This is a genomic window from Telluria aromaticivorans (assembly GCF_013003915.1).
GTDB lineage: Bacteria > Pseudomonadota > Gammaproteobacteria > Burkholderiales > Burkholderiaceae_D > Telluria > Telluria aromaticivorans.
In genome coordinates this window covers 161,077-178,924 of sequence record NZ_JABAIV010000001.1, presented here as the reverse complement: position 1 = coordinate 178,924, position 17,848 = coordinate 161,077, and the positions used below count along the sequence as shown (strand labels likewise).

Genomic DNA, 17,848 nt, shown 5'->3' with positions numbered 1-17,848 from the left:
GCTTTTTTCCGGCCTTGGAGTCTGCCGAGTCGGTATCGACCGCGGAGTCATGCGCTTGGTTTGCATGCTCGTTTTCGTGATGAGCGTGCGCATCGGCTACATGCTTGTCGGCCTGCGCGCTAGCAACGACCGAACCCCCGCCGGATTGCGTGTGAACCGGGCCGCACGACATACGGCTGCCTGCAACCGCGTGGAGCGGAAGCACGGCCAACAGTAGCCAAACCAGAAATGTCTTGAGTGCGCGGTTCATAGGTGCGGCGAGTATAGCACGACAGATTTTGGCGTGGAATTGCCTTAAGGCTGACTAAAGTCAGGCGCCGGTCTAGCAAAAACGGCATGCGAAGGTAATGTGGGTACGCTGACTTGCGAAGATGTACATACAGGGTGCGTCAGCGCACAGCATGCACCGTCGGATTCCGTCCAAAATCGGCACTCGACGCGTGGCTCCCGTTATTCGGCGCCGCTCAGTGATCAATTAGTACAAGGAGAGGAACATGACGAAAATACAAACCCGTATTGCTCTCATGGCCAGTGCAGCTGCACTTGTCTTTGGTGTGTCAGCAAATTCGATGGCGCAGTCGGAGCAACACGCGCAACATGGCGTGGCGGCCGGCCAAACGGCGCAGGCTGGCCATGCAGGGCATGACATGCCTGGGCACGAGATGATGCAGTCCATGCAGGCCATGCACCAGAAGATGTCCAGCATGCAGATGAGTGGCAACCATGACCATGACTTCGCCACGATGATGCGATCGCACCACCAGGCCGGGATCGACATGGCAAAAGCGCAGCTCAAACATGGCAAGGATCCGCAAATGCAGGCAATGGCCAAGAAGATCATCTCGGACCAGACGAAGGAAATTAAAAAGCTCGACCAGTGGCTGGCAAAGCATCCAGCACCGGCCAAATAACTTTCCCAATCCGTACTCACCCTACTCGGGGCCGCGGCGGCAGTACCGCGGCATCTGTCCGCCATCTCGATAAGCGGTCCGGCTCCGAGCTTTACCTAAGGCGTATCACGAGATCAATTCTCCTTCAACGCTGCTGTGCCGACAGCCCAACGGTGGAGGAGAACGTCTTCGTCTCCGATGAATCAGAGCAGCGACTGGCTGCAAGTGCACATCGCTGCTCCATGAAAAAATCAGCTTGACCTTTCAATTGTTGGAAGGTTTACAGTGGATTTGTCAACCCACTGGAGATTTATTCATGCACTCCCGTAAATATGAGAAAACCCTCGCGCTGGAGGAGGCGGAATTCCGCGGCAAGCCCAGCGCCTTGCTTCCTATAGGCGCCCTGGAGACCGCATTGGCCGGGCCAGACGAAGCCACCTCTGCCAGCGCTGGCCAAGGCGCGCCCTACCGAACGAGCGGACCTGCTGACGGGTGTCTGTTTTGTCGCTACCGAAGCCCTGGCTTGGGCAAGGATGGCATGAATGCCTAGGATTACCGTACTTCCGCATCCTCTCTGTGCTCCTGACGGAACATCGTTCGAAGCCGCTCCTGGCGCGAGCATCTGCGATGCTCTGCTGGCGAGTGGAATCGACATTGATCATGCGTGTGGCAAGGTCGGCGCATGCACGACATGCCATCTCGTGGTGCGTGAGGGATACGCGTCTCTCGAGCAAGCGACCGAAGACGAAGAGGATATGCTCGACCGTGCATGGGGCGTCGAGCGCTTGTCCCGCTTGTCGTGTCAGGCGATTCTCGCAAACACGGATCTTACCGTCGAGATCCCACGGTATTCCTTGAATCACGCGAAGGAAAACGGTTAGGCCGCGAACGAGCGCAGGCGTCATTTGACAAGCGGAACGCGCACTTCAATTGCAAGCGTTTTTACTGGAGCTGTCATGAAAGATGAAAGGCAAAAGCCTTCCGGTCACCAGCACAACGGTCACGATTGCCACCATTCGCATGAGCACGACCTTGCACCGGCCGGGCTCGTTACCATGGACACTGCAGGCACAGCTGAGCATCAAGCCTCGGCATTACTAGAAAAGTCCGTTACCGATCCGGTGTGCGGCATGAGCGTTGCCGACCGGGCGGATCGCCGCATCGAGCACGAAGGAGTCCTGTATCACTTCTGTAGCCTGAAGTGCATGGACAAGTTTCGCGCCAACCCCGCCAGCCATATAGAGAAAAGCGCTCCTGCTGTCATGCTGGAGGCGCCTGCAGGGACGATTTATACCTGCCCAATGCATCCCGAAGTCCAGCAAGCTGCGCCAGGCAATTGCCCGATATGCGGGATGTCGCTTGAGCCTATGTTGCCATTGCTGGAGGATGGAGAGAACCCCGAGCTTGTGGATTTCCGCCTCCGTTTCTGGTGGACGCTTCCGCTGACCGTGGTCGTCACCGTCATGGCAATGGCAGGGCACCGGATATTCAGAGGGGGGCTTGCCTACCAGAGCTGGATCGAGTTCGTGCTCAGCACGCCAGTCGTCCTGTGGGCCGGATGGCCCTTCTTTGTCCGTGGCGCGCAGTCTTTCAGAAATCGCAGCCCCAACATGTGGACCTTGATCAGCACTGGGGTCGCTGCGGCATATGGATACAGCCTGGTTGCGACCCTTTTGCCAGGCCTGTTCCCGGCGAACTTTGCGATGCACGGCCGCATCGGTGTCTATTACGAGGCCGCCGCCGTCATCGTTTCGCTAACCCTGCTTGGTCAGATCCTCGAACTACGCGCGCGTTCGCAAACGTCGGCGGCGATCAAATCCTTGCTGGGACTTGCGCCGAAAACAGCCAGGCGGATTCGTGCCGACGGCACCGAAGAAGACATCGAGCTTTCGCATGTCCACATCGGCGACTCGCTGCGGGTCAGGCCTGGTGAGAAGGTGCCAGCCGATGGAGTGGTCCTGGAGGGCGAAAGTGCCGTGGACGAAGCCATGCTTACTGGCGAGCCGATGCCGGTGACAAAGAGGCCGGGCGACAAGGTCATCGGCGCGACCATCAATACGAGTGGCAGTCTTGTTATTCGCTCCGAGAGAGTAGGATCGCAAACTATGCTGTCGCAAATCGTGCAGATGGTCGCACAGGCGCAGCGCTCACGGGCGCCCATGCAGCGGCTGGCAGACATAGTCGCCGGCTATTTCGTGACCGTCGTTGCTGCCATTGCACTGCTCACTTTATTGGGGTGGGGCCTGTTCGGACCGGAGCCCAGCTGGGTCTACGGTTTTGTGAATGCCGTGGCAGTATTGATCATTGCCTGCCCGTGCGCCTTGGGGCTGGCAACGCCGATGTCGATCATGGCTGCCACTGGCCGCGCCGCTACGCAGGGTGTGCTGTTCCGCGACGCCGCTGCGATCGAAGCAATGCGCAAGGTTGATACGATCATCGTCGACAAAACGGGCACGCTCACGGAGGGAAAGCCGGCGTTCGACCGGGCGATCGCTGCGCCTGGATATCAGGAAGAGGATGTTCTACGGATCGCAGCAAGCATCGACCAGGGAAGCGAACATCCGCTGGCACACGCGATAGTCGCAGAGGCACGCAGACGGAGTTTAGGGCTGCACAAGCCCGAAAGCTTCGAATCGTCGAGCGGAATCGGGGTACGCGGAACCGTGCAGGGCGAGCGGGTTGCATTGGGCAACACGGCCCTCATGGATACCGAGAACGTTGACTGGACGCCGCTACAAAAGGCTGCGGAAGAGCTTCGACATCTCGGTGCAAGCGTGATCTACCTCGCGCTGCAAGGGAAGCTCGCGGGCCTGATCGCCGTGTCGGACCCAATCAAGGCGACGACGCTGGAAGCCCTAACGACCCTGCGCGACGCCGGCATGACGGTGGTGATGGCGACCGGCGATGGCGTGACCACGGCGAAAGCCGTCGCGGCGAAGCTCGGGATTTCGGAGGTCTACGGAGAGGTCAAGCCGCAGGACAAGCTGGCCCTGGTCGAGCGGCTCCAGCAACAGGGCAAGGTCGTGGCAATGGCCGGCGATGGCATCAACGATGCCCCGGCCCTGGCGAAGGCAAACGTCGGGATTGCGATGGGTACCGGTACTGACGTTGCGATCAATTCCGCTCACGTCACCCTCATCAAGGGCGACTTGCGTGCGATTGCGCGATCGCGACTTCTTTCGCTGGAGACCGTCCGCAACATGAGGCAGAATCTAGGTTTTGCCTTCGTGTATAACGCCATGGGGATTCCGCTGGCTGCAGGTCTTCTTTATCCCTTCACGGGGCAGCTTCTGTCGCCAATGATTGCTGCGCTTGCCATGAGCTTGAGCTCGGTTTCGGTGATCGGCAACGCACTACGCTTAAGGGGAAGTATCACGTGAATTTCGTTGTTACCGACGAGATGGTCGATTTAACGGTGCTGGTCGGGGTCATCTTTGGGATTGTCGCAGCCGGGTTCATTGCTTATGGCAAGATTCAGCAGCGTCGCAGTCGCAAGACCCAGGCAAAGGGGTTTAATCCCCGGCGTAAAAAGAAGACTGGAAGGGCCGTCAAGCGCTGAATGTTGCTTTATCGAATCATCGCGACAATGCCTGCCTTTGCACTACTTACTGCGCAGGTCTTCCGCCACTCATCCAGCGATAATGGTTGAGCCAATAGGGGGGAATCAGTCGATTACCCTTCGCCAGCAACGTTTCCTCAGGTGAATCGCGCGTCCTGTCGGAAGCTGGATCCATTTACCTTTTGGTGCGGCTAAAATCGGTGTCGTCGCTAAGGACGAACAATCACTGATTAAAGTAGGGATGACAATGAACCGGACTATTGCTCCATTGCTTGCCGCAGCATTACTGGCTCTTACGCCCAGCGCTGCCCGCGCTGTCCACGACAAATGGATACATATGCCAACGGGCGCTACATGACCGTCACCACCACGCGGCGCCGGTGCGGCGCGGTCCGGTGCTCGTACAGGTAGATGCCTTGCCAGGTGCCGAGCAGCAGGCGCGCGCCGCCCACCGGCACGCTCAGGCTGGAACCGGTGAGCATGTTGCGCACGTGGGCGGCCATGTCGTCCGGCCCCTCGGCGTCGTGGCGGTAGGCTGGGTCGGCGTCCGGCGCGAGCCGCGCCAGCACGGTTTCGAGATCCACCGGTACGTCGGGATCGGCGTTTTCGGTGATCAGCAGCGAGCAGCTGGTGTGCTGGGCGAAGACTTGGGCCAGGCCGCACTGCACGCCGGAGTCGCGCACCACCGCAGCCACCGCATCGGTGATGTCGCGAGTGCCGCGTCCTGGGGTGGAAAATTCGAGGATGGTCTGGTGTGCCAAGGCGATGTTCCCGGTCGATGGTGAGGCCATGATTATCCATGCATTCGCCTCTCGCTTCGGTCCGGGTGCCTGGGCTACACTTTGGCTGATGGGCTCCTGCCGCCGGATGGGCCGGCGCGGGCGCCCCTGGACAGGAATGACGATGATCGATGAAACGACCAGGAATGAGATCGGCGCCTTGGGCCGCAGGGCGCACGACCTGACGGAGGCGGCCTATCGACAGCATGCGGCCACGCGCGGTGGTCCCGGCTGGAGCGACAAGCAACGCATCCTGCTCGCGGACATGGCCCTGCACTTGCTGCAGACCGCAATCAGGGAGGGCGAACTGCCGGCCGATGAGCTCAAGCGCAACCTGTATGCGATCCTGACAGTGTCCGACCAGTTCCTGCCAGGCCACGGCCTGAAATCGGGTGCTGATCAATTGCATGCGGGAGCCCTGTCGCAACCGTCCGTCCCGAACCAAGGCGGATAAATCGGGTCGAAATCCCGGTAGCCGGGGCAGGGTGAGGCCTGCCTGGCCTGGCCTGGCCTGGCTTCATCGCCGGTCCATCCCTGGCGCAAGGGAGTCCTTCCATGAAGATCCTGTTCAGCCTGGCCGTGTTGCTCATTGCGACAGGACATTATGTCGAAGAGGATCTCTTCAGCGAATCCTTCATCGTGCTCCTGTTCATCGCCGCCGCGCCATGGCTGATCCCCTTCTGCGTCAAGAACTTCCATATCAAAGGCGCCGAAATGTTCGGGGCGAAGATCGAGTTCCTGGAGCGAAAAGTCAAGGAGGAATAGGAGCGCCTCGACCGGTTGTTCCTGCTGTCGATGGGCGACAAGACCTTCCTGCACCTGGAAAATCTGGGCTCGGGCAGGCCGTATGGCCATTTAAAGGTCCGGTCGTCCTTCCTGCGTGAACTCGCCTACCTCGAATGCCTGGGGTATATCCGCTACAAGCCGCCGCTGGAGGGACTGGACGACCTCAGGCAGTTCGAGGAAGGCGGCGTCCTGCCCGAACACATCGAGCTGACGGACAGGGGAAAGGAATTCCTCGCCTTGCGCGCAAAAGACCCAGGTGTGACGCTGCGGGCTTGCAGGTGAGGCTTGTACTCAAGCCGCCTGGTCGGCGAGCTGGGCCAGCACTTCGTCCAGTGGCGCCGGGCGCGAGAACAAATAGCCCTGCATGCACGGGCTGCCGTTTTCGGCGAGGTACTGGGCTTGCTGGGCCGTCTCGATGCCTTCGGCCACCACGCGCAGGCCGAGGTGCTCGGCCATGGCCAGGATCGACTGCACGATCGCAGTGCCGTTGACATCGTTCGGCGTGTCGCGGATGAAGCTCTTGTCGATCTTGAGTTCATACAGCGGCATCTTCTTCAGGTAGGCCAGGTTCGAATAGCCGGTGCCGAAATCGTCGATCGAGAAGCGGATGCCGAGGGCGGCCAGTTCGTGCATGCGCGAGATAGTCTCGTCCAGGTCCTGCACCAGCAGCCCTTCGGTGACCTCGAAGATCAGCTGGGTGGCCGGGGTGCCGGTCTCGCGCAGGATCGCGCGCACGCCGTCGACGAAGTCGGGCTGGCGGAACTGCGCCGGGCTGACGTTGATCGAAAGCGGGATCGGGTGGCCGGCCGCCTCCAGGCGGAACCATGACGCGCAGGCTTCGCGCAGCACCCAGTTCCCGAGTGGGACGATCAGGCCGCTCGACTCGGCGATCGGGATGAACACGTCCGGCGGTACCAGCACGCCGTCGGCGCGGCGCCAGCGCATCAGGAGCTCGGCCCCGACCGGCTGCTCGTTGCTGTCGACCTGCAGTTGCAGGTGCATCGCCAGTTCGCCGTTCGCGAGCGCGGAAGCGAGGTCGCGCTCCAGGGTCAGCTTGCGTTCGGCTTCGGCCAGCATATTGGTCTCGAACAGGGCCACGCTATTCCGCCCGCTGGCCTTGGCCTGGTACATCGCGGTATCGGCTTCGCGCAGCAGGTCGTGGGCGGTATGGCCGGCCAGCAGCGGCAGCGCCACGCCGACGCTGCCGGTCGAGCGGTAGGCGTGGTCATCGATGGTCACTTCTTCGCCGAGCGCGGCAAGCACCTTGCCGGCCACGGCCAGGGCGGAATCGGTGGCGGCGTCCGGGTCCTCGCCCAGGTCGTTCAGCAGGATCACGAATTCGTCGCCGCCCAGGCGCGCCACGGTGTCGCGCTTGCGGACCACCGAACCGAGGCGTGCGGCGGCGTGCTTGAGCAGGGCGTCGCCGGTGGCGTGGCCACGGGCATCGTTGACGTACTTGAAGTTATCGAGGTCGATGAACAGCACCGCACCCAGCACGCCCGTGGCATTGCGTGCGGCGACCAGGGTGTCGAGGCGTTCGGTCAGCAGGCGCCGGTTCGGCAGGCCGGTCAGCACGTCGTAGAAGGCCAGGCGGTGGATCTTCGTATCCGAATTGCGGCGCTCGGTGACGTCGCGGCCGACGGCGACCCAGTGCGTATAGCGGCCAGCCTCGCTGGCAAACGGCACCAATTCCATCTGGACCCAGAACGGCTCGCCGGACTTCGTATAGTTGATCAGTTCGGCGGTGACGGACTCGTTCCGGTCCACCGCCCTCAGGATGCGCTCGAGCTCGCGCGGATCGGTTTCCGGGCCGTGCAGGATGCGCATGCTCTGCCCGACGATCTCGTCGCGGCTGTAGCCGGTCCGGCGTTCGAAGGCCTCGTTGGCGAAGATGATCGGCTGGTTGGCGCCGGGCTCGTCGACCGCCTGCGCAATGATCACCAGGTCGTTCAGGCGCGCCACTGCCGCCGAGGTCAGGCGCAGCTCGGCGTTCAGTTCGTGCAGCTTTTCCTGCTTGGCTTCGAGCGACTCGGCGAAACCCTGCACCTCGCCCAGGGTCTGCGACAGGCCCTTGAGCAGGGTGCCGCAAGTGATCGTGATGAGCGCGCCCACGCACAGGTAATTCAGGGTGACGATCAGCGAGGGCAGCAGGCTGTCCTCGCCCATGCCCTTGACCACCAGCTGGGCGTGGCCGGACAGGCTGAGGCCGAGGATGATGGCGGCACTGAGGATGAGGGCGGCGAGCGCCTGCCGGGTGCCGAGCAGGATGACCGCCAGCACGGGCGGGCCCATCAAAAAAATCTGGCTGACGGCGCCGACGGTGATCATCAGGCCGATGCCCACCATAAACATCACTGTGAGGAAATTCAGGACCCGCACGGTGTAGGGAATGCGGTCGTACCACCAGATCGCGAAGATCCAGCTCAATGCGACGGCGTCCATCACGGCGATTTCCCACATGCCCTGGGTCAAGGCCAGGGTCGCGCTGGGAACCGCGGCGATCGTGCCGAGCACGAGCACGGTCGACATCAGCGACGAGAAGATCCGGATGCGCCATTGCGCGATGTCGTAGAACTGTTTCATATAGCGGCCTTGGTACGCATTGCTTTATGAAAGTTACTACTGCGCACTAACAATTGATTAAAGGAAATATTATACCGTAAGGACGCGTTCCTTGTCATACGGCATGCGGGTGCTGTTGTTTTATGTAGCTTTCGTGCGCAGTGCGGGGGCGTGGGCGTGCAGGCGTGTGACGGGGGCTTGCAGGTAGGGAGTCGTGCCCGGTGTACCAGGGGCGCTGTCCGGCATCGCCCCGGCGTTGGCGCAGGGAACGGCAAAGCATAACCCGGTTCAGGCGAGCCTGCCCACTTTTTTTAACTGGCGGTTACACGCCGTGGCCGAGGCCCAGTGTGCGGTTGGCCGGCAGCGCCACGTCCATCAGCCTGGGGCGCGGCAGGTCCAGCGCCGCCATCAGGGCGATGAACTCAAGGCGCGAACACCCTGCCAGGCGCGCGTTGTGGCGCTTCTCCCAGCCGATCGAGGACACCGACTGGCCCTTGTAGTCGTGGCCTGGCCAGACCCGGGTGGCGTCGTCCAGCGCGAACAGTTTGCCGGTGACGCTGTCGTAGAGCGCACCGGCGCTGCCGCCCTGGAAGTCGGTGCGCCCGCAGCCGTCCACCAGCAGGGTGTCGCCGGTGAACAGGTTGCCGCGCCAGAGATAGCACATGCTTCCCGCCGTGTGGCCCGGCGTGTGGATCACCGCGATGTGCTCGCGCCCCCCAAAGCGGACCAGGTCACCGTCATCGAGCTGGATTTCGGCGGGCGCAATCCCGCAGCCGCTCGGCACGCAGGCCTTGGCGCCAGTCAGCGCCCGCAGCTTGCCGGCCGAGGTGACGTGGTCGGCGTGGGCGTGGGTTTCGAGTATGTGGGTGAGCTTCAGCCCGAGGCGCTCGATATGGGCCAGGTCGCGCTGCCAGTGGCGGTCGACCGGGTCGATGATCACCGCATCGCGGTCGTCGGGTGAGGACAGGATGTAGGTGTAGGTGCAGGACTCGGCATCGAACAGCTGGATCGGGGTGGCTTGCATGGGGGCTCCTGGGTGCGCGCGATGTTTTACCACAGGCCGGGGCCGGTGGGAAGCAGCAGGGCACCGTAATCTTCAGCGCCCCATGGCGTCCAGCTTCTCCCTCAGGCTCGCCTCGGACAGTTCGCCCGCATGGCGCGACTGCAGCACCCCGCGCGCATCGTAGAACAGCGTGGTCGGGTAGCCCGGCGAGTTGGTGCGCGCCGCCAGCTGTGCGGCCGGGTCGGTCACCACGTTCGCCATTGCCAGGCCTTGCGCCGCCATGAACTGCGCCACCGCCGCCGCCGACTCGCCCTGGTTGACGAAGACAAAGGCCACATCCGGATTGGCCCGCTGCGCGGCGCGCAGCGCCGGCATCTCGCGCCGGCAGGGCGGGCACCAGGTGGCCCACAGGTTGACCACCAGCGGCTTGCCCTGGAAGCTGCGCAGCGCAAGCTCGCTGCCGTCGAGGCGGCGCACCATCAGGTCGGGGAGCGGCGCCTGCGGCGGGGCGAAGGCCGCGTTGAGCATGGTGCCGCCGAACCAGAGCGCGGCGCCGGCCATGGTCGCGGCCAGCAGCGGGCGGCGCAGGTGGGCGTGGCGGCGCGTCAGTTCGGCGGCGATCGCGCAGGCGACGATGATGCCGACCGAACGGTCGAAGCCGCCGTCGCGGATATCCAGCACGGCCAGCGGATTGGCCAGGAAGATGTCGTGGTGGCGCAGCACGAACACCGCGCGCGCAGCCAGGAAGCCGGCGATGATTATCTTCCACAGCAGGGGGCCGGCGTCGAGGCCGCGGCGCCGACGGTACCAGTCGGTGACGGCATTGGCGAGCAGGATCGATGCCAGCACCAGCAGGGTGGCGACGGGAAGTACCACCGGTCCGAGTTTGACGACGTCCACCACATGCTCCCGCTGTTGAGTTGGCGGGAGCATACCGCAAATATCTTATCGGAAGATTAATCCAGTTCGGGCTCCGCGTCCGAGCCGGATGGCGGCTCCTGGCGCGACACCATGATGCGGTCGATCCGGTTGCCGTCCATGTCCATCACTTCGAAGCGGAAGCCCGCCCAGTCGACCAGGTCGGCGGCCTTCGGGATGTAGCCGAGCTGGTAGAGCAGGAAACCGGCCAGCGTGTGGTAGGCGCCGCTGTCTTCGCCGGGGAACGCGGCATTGGTCTCGAGCAGGTCGCGGAAGCGGTCGAGCGAGACGCCGCCATCGAGCAGCCAGCTGCCGTCCTGGCGCTGCACCGCATCGGCATTGTGTTCTTCTCCGCCCACCGCGACGTCGCCCACCAGCGCGCTCATGATGTCGCTGAGCGTGACCATGCCCTGGATGTCGCCGTATTCGTCGACGATCAGGGCCAGCTCGGCGCGGTTCTTCTTGAACATCTCGAGCAGCACCATGGCGCCCACCGTCTCGGGCACGTAGAGCAGCTCCTGCACCGCGCCGTCGATGTCGATCGCATCGATCGAACCGACCCGCACCGCCTGCGCCAGCAGGTCGCGCGCCAGCACATAGCCCAGGATGTGGGAACGGTCGCCGCGGCAGACCGGGAAGCGGCTGTAGGGCTGCGACACGATGGTCTCGAGGTTGGCGGTGCGCTCGTCGGCGAGGTCGAGGATCACCAGGTCGACGCGCGGCGTCATCAGGGATTTCAGGTGCTGGTCGTCCAGGCGCAGGGCGCGCGAAACGATGTCGTATTCGGTCTTCTCGAACACGCCGGTGTTGGCGCCTTCCTTGATGATGCCGGCGATGTCTTCTTCGGTCGGCGCTTCTTCCTTGGCCTCGTGGATGCCGATCAGGCGCACGATCGCATTGGTGCTCAGGGACAGCAACTTGACGAAGGGAGACATCATCACCGACAGCATGCGCAGCGGCTGGGCGATCAGGGTGGCCACCACTTCCGGGTAGGCCATCGCGATCCGCTTGGGCACGAGTTCGCCGAAGATGATCGAGGCGACCGTGATGACCAGGACGACGATGGCGAGTGCGACTTCGCGCGCATACGGGCCGATGCCGGGCAGGCCGTCGAGGTGGGGCGCGAGGTGGCTGACCAGGGAGGCCTCGCCGAACGCACCGTTGAAAATGCCGATCAGGGTGATCCCGACCTGCACCGTCGACAGGAAGTGGCTGGGATCGTCGGCCAGCCGGAGCGCGGCGCGTGCCCCGAGGCTGCCTTCTTCGGCGCGCCGTTCCAGGCGCATGCGCTTGGCCGACACCAGCGCCAACTCGCTCATGGCGAACACCCCGTTCATGAGGATCAGGACGGAGATGATCAATATGTCGGTCAACACTGGCGCACAGGCCTTTCGCGGGCAAACCGGGCCGTGTCCGGGCACGCCGGCATGGCGCACGGCATATCATAGCCTGTGGGAAGCAAAGTGCGCCGCACGATCATGACAAAAGGCTAATTTTCTGGCATCCAGCGGCAATTACACATGCCAGGGAAACAGCTGTGAAGCGGATCAATTCTTTGCCATCATGGCAAGCTCAGGTCCAGGCTAAGTCTGCTGATAATGACGAAGGTGACGAGACCCAAGCCCAGAAGCGATAGCACGAAGACTGCGGCCACCTTGCCGGCCGCGCGCAGCACCGCGCGCGACTCTTCCTCCTTATCCTGCGACTTCTTCCCTTGATCGTAATGCCACTTGATAGCGAAGAACATACCCGTGCCTAAAGCGAGAGCCTTGAACGTACCGGCGACTATTGGGAACCAATCCATGATGTTGAGTACTTCCAGGTGATTTTCTGAATGCAGATGAGAGAGGAGAAAACGCCAGCGACTGCCATGCAAGAATGGTGTTGGTGCACGTGCCGAGCCATTCTACTTAAAAGCGATCTCCATACATCGAGACAAAATGTCCCAGTTGTAAACCATACAAGATGAAGATTTTGCCAATCTGGTTGCCGCGATAGGCCGGGAACAAAGGGCCACGTATATTGCAAACCGCGGGTGCGTTGCAGCCGGCGCTAGTGGACGAATCGCTGAAACCAAATGATTACAAACTGTCGATAACGCCCGATGTCGTCGAGCGTTTACGCAGCTTGCAATCGGAACGCAAGTTCGATCCCGATCGGCTGGTTCTTTGGACAGCGTTAGCGCATGAATCCTCAGGCCTGCCCTGGACGCGACTGATCAGGCGGTTTGTTTCGACACGGTCGCAAGCAGGCGCAGCAGCGCGGCGGCGTCCACAGGTTTGGTAAGGTGATGGTTGAAGCCAGCAGCGATCGAGCGTTCGCGGTCTGCCGGCTGGCCGTAGCCGGTCAGCGCGATCAGCGTCGCGTGGGCAGCCTGCGGCAGCGCGCGTACTTGCCGGGCCACCTCGTAGCCGTCGATGTCGGGCAAGCCAATATCAAGCAACAGGATATCCGGCGGAGCCTGCGCCGCCAGCGCCAGCGCACTGCTTCCTTCGTAGGCCACACGAAGCTGGTGACCAACCGTGCTGAGGAACATCGACAGCATGTCGGCCGCATCGGCATTGTCGTCGACGATCAGTATGTCCATTCCGCGTTCGCAGGCCGCGCCGCCCGGCTCGCGCGCTGCCGGCACTGGTTCGGCGCCTTGCGCCAGCGGCAGCCTGAGGGTGAACTCGCTGCCGGAGCCAGGCCCTCTACTGGCCGCACTGACGCTGCCCCCGTGCCGCTCGACCAAGGCCCTGACAAGGGCCAGCCCGAGCCCGAGGCCGCCCTGGGCCCGGTCCGGCGAGCGCTCGCCCTGGACGAACAGGTCGAAAACATGGGGCAACAGGGCGGCGTCGATGCCGATTCCGTTGTCGCGCACGACAATGTGCACCATTGTCGCGTCCTGCGTCAGTTCCAGCTCGATGACGCCGCCCTGCGGGGTGTACTTGCTCGCGTTGTTAAGCAGGTTGGTGAGGATCTGGACAAGCCGGGTCCCATCACCGACCACCTGCGCAGCTTGCGCGGACAGCGTGAGCGACAAGCGCTGGCGGCGCATGTCAACCAGCGGTCGCGCCTGTTCCACCGCATCGCGCACGATCCCGCCCATCTCATGCCGTTCCTGCGCCAATGCCACCAGTCCGCCCGTAACGCGTGAGACGTCAAGCAGGTCGTCCAGCAAACTGGTCATGTGGCCTATCTGGCGGTCGATAATCTCGCAGGTCTGCTTCAGGCGCGCAGGCGTTACCGTCCCCACCCGCAGGATCTGGGCTGCCATCCCGATTGGCGCCAACGGGTTGCGCAGTTCGTGCGCCAGCATCGCCAGGAATTCATCCTTGCGGCGGTCCGTGTCGCGCAGCCTCGCCTCGGCCTCGCGCCGCGACACCAGTTCGTTTTCGACGAGCTGGTAGGCTGCCTGCAGCTCGCGGCGGCTCGCATCCAGGGCATTATTGAGTTGGCTGGCGCGCCGGTTGCTGTCGCGCGCGGCTGCGGCGAGGCCGGCGGCGGCCAGCTCGGACCGTTCACCGGCCAGCTTGGCGCTCAGGAGAGGCAACAGGGCGGCGATGGCAGCGCGCACCGGCGCTTCAGGTTGTGTCCCGAGGAAGACGACGATCGCAGTACCTGTGGAATCACAATGGCCCCAGGCAGGCAGATCCGACTCGTTCCCGGCCGAAGGCAGGGACGAGTGGGCGTTACCGGCATCTGCACAATGCTGCAGGAAGGCCTGCCAGCGCCGGCCGCAGCGGAGTGTCTGGGGCAGCCCCAGCGCCGGCAAGAATATCCCGAGCTCGGCGTCCTTGCTGAATACCAGGACCTGCGCAACGCCGGCGTAACGCGCAAGCCTGTCGGTTGCGGCAAGCCTCTCGTCCGGCCCCTGCAGGTCAATGAAGATGGACACCAGCTCAAACGGAATCATCGTGCACTCAGAGCGGGATTGCGCAGACGACGGCAGTACAATTGTGGAACCCGCTAAATTGCCCGGTGCTCCGCGCAATCTGGCCGTACGTATTGCATCCTGCGAAATTCTCGGAACCGAGCGTCGCCGCCACTGCTTCCAGTTCGTCCCCGAACTTGCGTCCCAGGCGAAGCCGCGTCGCGGCGCAGTCAAACAGCAGGGAGCCAGCGTGTTGGCCACCCTCCAGGCCGTCGAGCGCCGCCTGCGACGCCAGGCGCGCCGCGTCGAACGCGCAAGCCTCGTCGGTTACCATGATATGGACCGTGGCCCCGACCGGTACCTCGGCGGCACATGAAATCGAGCCGTCCTCGTTGAGGGAAAGCGGTACACGAAGCTTATACCCATCGCCGGTTTCGATGCCGATCACGTTGTGAAGGAAGAACGGGAGCGGGTCGGCGCGATCGAAGCTCTGGCCGGTTGCTTGCGCGTGCTCTTCGAACACTTCCACCGCAGGCGCGGCATTCAGGCTGACCAAGCGGTTGCCCTGGGCTTCGGTGACGCGTAGGGCGGGTCCGCTTGGTTGCCAGCCATGGCGCACGCCAAGGCCGATGGGCTTTTTCGACAGCATTTCCAGCACGACGATCGCATCCGTATGCGCCTCGTCGCCGATGAATACATGGGTTTTATGAAACTTGGCATCGTCTGCAGCCCCACCCCCAAACAACTGGTAGGTGCCGCTGGTGCGGACCATCATTTCATGGATGATCTCGTCCACATAGCCCGCGAGCGCATCGGTCAACACCAGCGCGTTACGGTAAGGGAAGTCCGGATGCTCACTGCCGGTAAAGACAGGCATGACCTGGTCGATTGCACCGCTGGAATTGCTGCAAATGCCAGTGCCCAGCCGAGCCCGGAACAGGATATCGTCTGACCGGATTGCCATGACGGACACCGAAGCGTTTCCTGTGGCGCAGCCAGAGAATTCCCCCGCTGAAGAGCAGCCAACCAGCAGGCGCGGCTGGCATGCGGTGTCAAGTGCGACCAACAGTGGCTGGAAATCAAATTCGGGCGAGGCGAACACGATCAGCACATCGGGACGGCCACCATCTAATTTCGGAAGTATCGAGTCGGCGAGCGCCCGGCCTGCGGCGTCAGGCACGCAGAGGGATGTGTGACTGACTGCCACTATCGTGTTTGCCATGTAAAACCTATGAAGAAGATGAGCGACGGACAGTATCTTGCGGAGAGGATAGCGATAAGAAAGCCTACGTCGTCCCTTGTGTAAAATACTGCATTATAGAAATTTTAGCAAATATGTGTCATGCGCCATTAAAATTGTTAAGGAGTTCCACCGCTCGACCGTAGAGCTGCAACGCTCAATCCGCCGCTTTATTCCAGGCAAATGGCCCGCGAATGCGCCGCTTGCGTGCTCGAGCCCTCCGGCGCGTCTGCTACACTGGTCGGTTCATCCAACCAGCACAGCGCACCAGATTGATCCAGCCTCCTGCCCTTGATGGCCTGCCGCCCGTGCTTGCCGGTCCCATCCTGCGCCGTCTCGAGCCGGGCCGCCTGGTGCTGTGGCTGGTCGGCAGCGCGCCGCTCGACCTGACCCTGGTGCTGGCGCCGAGGGCAGGCGCGCCGCGGCGCTTGCCCCTGCACGCAGGCCGCTGTCGCGTGATACGCGTCGGCCGCCACGCCTGCGTGCACCTGATCGATGTCGCGCTGCCGGAGCCGCTGCCGCAGGACACAATCATCGAGTACGACCTGCTCGTCATGCAGGGCGATGGCCTTGAATCCGGCATCGCGCACTGGGCGCCGCACCTGCTGCATCACGGGGCGGCGCGGCCGAACCTGGTGCTGCGCAGCCGCAGCGACAATATCCTGTATGGTTCCTGCCGCAAGCCGCATCATCCCGCGCCTGACGGCCTGGCGCGCGCCGACGCCTTGGTGGCGGATCTCGTCGAACGGGCCGACGAGCGGCCCGCCATGCTCATGCTGTGCGGTGACCAGGTGTATGCCGACGATGTGGCGGGTCCGATGCTGGCGGCGATCCACGCGCTGGTCCGGCGCTTGGGGCTGTATGGCGAAACGCTCGAAGGCGCGGTGGTCGCAGACAGCGAGGCTTTGTTCCGCCATCCGGCCGGTTACTACCGGCGCGAAGAGCTACTGCCTGCGTTCAGGTCCAACGATGCGCTGCGCGATCGTTTTTTTGGCGGCAGCGAAAAGCCGATCTTCACCACGGCCAATGCCCACAACCACCTGGTCACCCTGGCCGAGGTGATGGCCATGTACCTGCTGGTCTGGTCGCCCGTGCCATGGCAGCTGGTGGCGGATGCGCCGGCGCCCCCTCTGGAGCCGAGGCATGCAAAACGCTGGCGGGGCGAGTCAGAGGCGCTGGCGGGCTTTCATCGCGATCTTCCCAGGTGCGCGCGACTGCTGGCGCACGTGCAGACCCTGATGATCTTCGACGACCATGACATCACCGACGACTGGAACCTGTCGGCCAAGTGGGAAACCACAGTCTACGAGCACCCGTTCTCGCGCCGCATCGTGGGTAATGCGCTGATCGCCTACATGCTGTGCCAGGGCTGGGGCAACCGCCCCGATGCATTCGGTTCCGCGCTGGACGAGATGGCGGCGCTGGCTGCCACGGCCTCTGCCGATGATGGCCTGGATGCGCCTTTGCAGGACGCGCTGGTCGAGCGCCTGCTGTCTTTCCGCCAGTGGCATTTCGTCGTCCGGACCAAACCCACGATCATCGTCCTCGATACCCGCACCCGCCGCTGGCGCAACCGGCGCCGGCCCGGCCATCCCTCGGGCCTGATGGATTGGGAGTCGCTGACCGAGCTGCAGCACGAGCTGCTGGACGAAACCGCCGCCGTCATCGTCTCGCCGACGCCAATGTTCGGGGTCAAGCTGATCGAGGTGGTGCAACGGGTCGCCACCTTCGCCGGCCTCGCCTTGACCGTCGACGCCGAGAACTGGATGGCGCATCGCGGCGCGGCCAGCAGCATGCTCAATATCTTCCGCCATTCACGCACCCCGGGCAATTACGTGGTGCTGTCGGGGGATGTGCACTACTCGTTTGCTTACGATGTCGAGGTGCGCGACTCGGAGCGCGGGCCGCATATCTGGCAGATCACCAGCAGCGGCATCAAGAACGAATTCCCGCGCCGCCTGCTCGACTGGCTCGATCGCCTCAATCGCTGGCTGTATTCCCCGCGCTCGCCGCTGAACTGGTTCACCCAGCGCCGCGACCTCGTCTTCACGCCGCACCTGCCCGACGCGCGTCGGAATGGGGAGCGGGTCTGGAACGGCGCCGGCATCGGCCAGGTGTGGCTCGACGCGCAAGGGCGGCCAACCCGCATCGTGCAGCACAACGCCGACGGCCGGCCGTCGACCCGGTTCCTGGCCCCGGAGCAGGGCGCATCCCCTGCGGCGGTCGCCGAGCAGCCGGTGGCGAAGCACTGATCG

General features: G+C 63.2%; 16 protein-coding genes. 8 read left to right on the top strand and 8 right to left on the bottom strand.

Annotated elements, in window-relative coordinates; translation table 11 throughout:
• Positions 1 to 494 precede the first annotated feature (494 nt).
• From HGB41_RS00900 to HGB41_RS00885, 4 genes are all read left to right on the top strand, one after another.
• Positions 495 to 911, top strand: coding sequence for a DUF305 domain-containing protein (locus tag HGB41_RS00900; RefSeq protein ID WP_229422650.1), 417 nt, complete (start codon positions 495 to 497; stop codon positions 909 to 911).
• A 521-nt stretch (positions 912 to 1,432) separates the two neighbouring features.
• Positions 1,433 to 1,771, top strand: a complete 339-nt coding sequence (gene fdx / locus HGB41_RS00895) for an ISC system 2Fe-2S type ferredoxin (protein ID WP_171080123.1) — start codon at positions 1,433 to 1,435, stop codon at positions 1,769 to 1,771.
• Between the two features lie 75 nt (positions 1,772 to 1,846).
• Positions 1,847 to 4,270 (top strand): heavy metal translocating P-type ATPase, encoded by a 2,424-nt coding sequence (locus HGB41_RS00890; protein WP_171080122.1) that lies wholly within the window; start codon positions 1,847 to 1,849, stop codon positions 4,268 to 4,270.
• Positions 4,267 to 4,449: a hypothetical protein gene (locus HGB41_RS00885; protein ID WP_171080120.1), complete on the top strand. Its 183-nt coding sequence runs from the start codon at positions 4,267 to 4,269 to the stop codon at positions 4,447 to 4,449. The genes HGB41_RS00890 and HGB41_RS00885 overlap by 4 nt, the downstream gene beginning before the upstream one ends.
• A gap of 350 nt (positions 4,450 to 4,799) precedes the next feature.
• On the opposite strand, the gene HGB41_RS00880 is transcribed toward HGB41_RS00885, so the two are convergent.
• On the bottom strand, positions 4,800 to 5,240 hold the full coding sequence (locus HGB41_RS00880; RefSeq protein ID WP_212760784.1) for a secondary thiamine-phosphate synthase enzyme YjbQ: 441 nt from the start codon (positions 5,238 to 5,240) through the stop codon (positions 4,800 to 4,802).
• Positions 5,241 to 5,346: 106 nt separating this feature from the next.
• Between HGB41_RS00880 and HGB41_RS00875 the strand changes: the two genes are divergently transcribed.
• The 3 genes from HGB41_RS00875 (at position 5,347) to HGB41_RS00865 (ending at position 6,296) form a co-directional block, all read left to right on the top strand.
• Positions 5,347 to 5,682 (top strand): hypothetical protein, encoded by a 336-nt coding sequence (locus HGB41_RS00875; RefSeq protein ID WP_229422648.1) that lies wholly within the window; start codon positions 5,347 to 5,349, stop codon positions 5,680 to 5,682.
• 101 nt (positions 5,683 to 5,783) lie between these two features.
• A complete protein-coding gene (locus HGB41_RS00870; RefSeq protein ID WP_171080118.1) occupies positions 5,784 to 5,993 on the top strand; it encodes a hypothetical protein in 210 nt (69 codons plus the stop codon).
• Between the two features lie 15 nt (positions 5,994 to 6,008).
• Positions 6,009 to 6,296 (top strand): hypothetical protein, encoded by a 288-nt coding sequence (locus HGB41_RS00865; RefSeq protein ID WP_171080116.1) that lies wholly within the window; start codon positions 6,009 to 6,011, stop codon positions 6,294 to 6,296.
• A gap of 9 nt (positions 6,297 to 6,305) precedes the next feature.
• On the opposite strand, the gene HGB41_RS00860 is transcribed toward HGB41_RS00865, so the two are convergent.
• The 7 genes from HGB41_RS00860 to HGB41_RS00830 form a co-directional block, all read right to left on the bottom strand.
• Complete coding sequence (locus tag HGB41_RS00860) at positions 6,306 to 8,597, bottom strand: putative bifunctional diguanylate cyclase/phosphodiesterase (RefSeq protein WP_171080113.1); 2,292 nt, start codon at positions 8,595 to 8,597, stop codon at positions 6,306 to 6,308.
• Between the two features lie 301 nt (positions 8,598 to 8,898).
• Positions 8,899 to 9,600, bottom strand: coding sequence for an MBL fold metallo-hydrolase (locus HGB41_RS00855; RefSeq protein ID WP_171080111.1), 702 nt, complete (start codon positions 9,598 to 9,600; stop codon positions 8,899 to 8,901).
• A 72-nt stretch (positions 9,601 to 9,672) separates the two neighbouring features.
• Positions 9,673 to 10,479, bottom strand: a complete 807-nt coding sequence (locus HGB41_RS00850; protein WP_171080108.1) for a redoxin family protein — start codon at positions 10,477 to 10,479, stop codon at positions 9,673 to 9,675.
• Positions 10,480 to 10,535: 56 nt separating this feature from the next.
• Entirely contained in the window at positions 10,536 to 11,858 is a 1,323-nt protein-coding gene (locus HGB41_RS00845; RefSeq protein ID WP_267874151.1) for a hemolysin family protein, read from the bottom strand.
• 200 nt (positions 11,859 to 12,058) lie between these two features.
• On the bottom strand, positions 12,059 to 12,301 hold the full coding sequence (locus tag HGB41_RS00840; RefSeq protein ID WP_171080104.1) for a hypothetical protein: 243 nt from the start codon (positions 12,299 to 12,301) through the stop codon (positions 12,059 to 12,061).
• Between the two features lie 414 nt (positions 12,302 to 12,715).
• On the bottom strand, positions 12,716 to 14,395 hold the full coding sequence (locus HGB41_RS00835; protein ID WP_171080102.1) for a hybrid sensor histidine kinase/response regulator: 1,680 nt from the start codon (positions 14,393 to 14,395) through the stop codon (positions 12,716 to 12,718).
• A gap of 7 nt (positions 14,396 to 14,402) precedes the next feature.
• Positions 14,403 to 15,575, bottom strand: a complete 1,173-nt coding sequence (locus tag HGB41_RS00830) for an FIST signal transduction protein (protein WP_171080100.1) — start codon at positions 15,573 to 15,575, stop codon at positions 14,403 to 14,405.
• A 326-nt stretch (positions 15,576 to 15,901) separates the two neighbouring features.
• Here HGB41_RS00830 and HGB41_RS00825 point away from each other — a divergent pair, with 326 nt between their 5' ends.
• Positions 15,902 to 17,845 (top strand): metallophosphoesterase family protein, encoded by a 1,944-nt coding sequence (locus HGB41_RS00825; protein ID WP_171081840.1) that lies wholly within the window; start codon positions 15,902 to 15,904, stop codon positions 17,843 to 17,845.
• Positions 17,846 to 17,848: the final 3 nt, after the last annotated feature.